The following is a 279-nucleotide window of genomic DNA, read 5'->3' on the forward strand; positions in this document are numbered from 1 at the left end:
TTCGACCATGTCGGCTCCTCCATGGAAGACAAGAAGCGCGAGGGCTATTTCTGATGGCCACGCCCCTGCCCGCCGGCGCCTTGCCGCCGCCGCTCACCCTGCCGCGCCTGCGCTTCATGACCTGCGGCGCCGTGGACGACGGCAAGAGCACGCTCATCGGCCGGCTGCTCTACGAATCCGGCGCGGTCTTCGAGGATCACCTTGCCGAGGCGCTGCGCGCCGGCCCGACGGGTGAACTCGACCTGTCCTTCCTCGTCGACGGACTGAAGGCGGAACGCG

General features: G+C 68.8%; 1 protein-coding gene. It reads left to right on the plus strand.

Going from position 1 to position 279, the window contains the following annotated elements:
• Window positions 1-53 precede the first annotated feature (53 nt).
• Window positions 54-279: GTP-binding protein (locus tag FLQ44_RS08250; protein WP_338117468.1), on the plus strand; the 226-nt coding region annotated here is incomplete at its 3' end.

The organism is Vogesella mureinivorans (assembly GCF_007644035.1).
Lineage (GTDB): Bacteria > Pseudomonadota > Gammaproteobacteria > Burkholderiales > Chromobacteriaceae > Vogesella > Vogesella mureinivorans.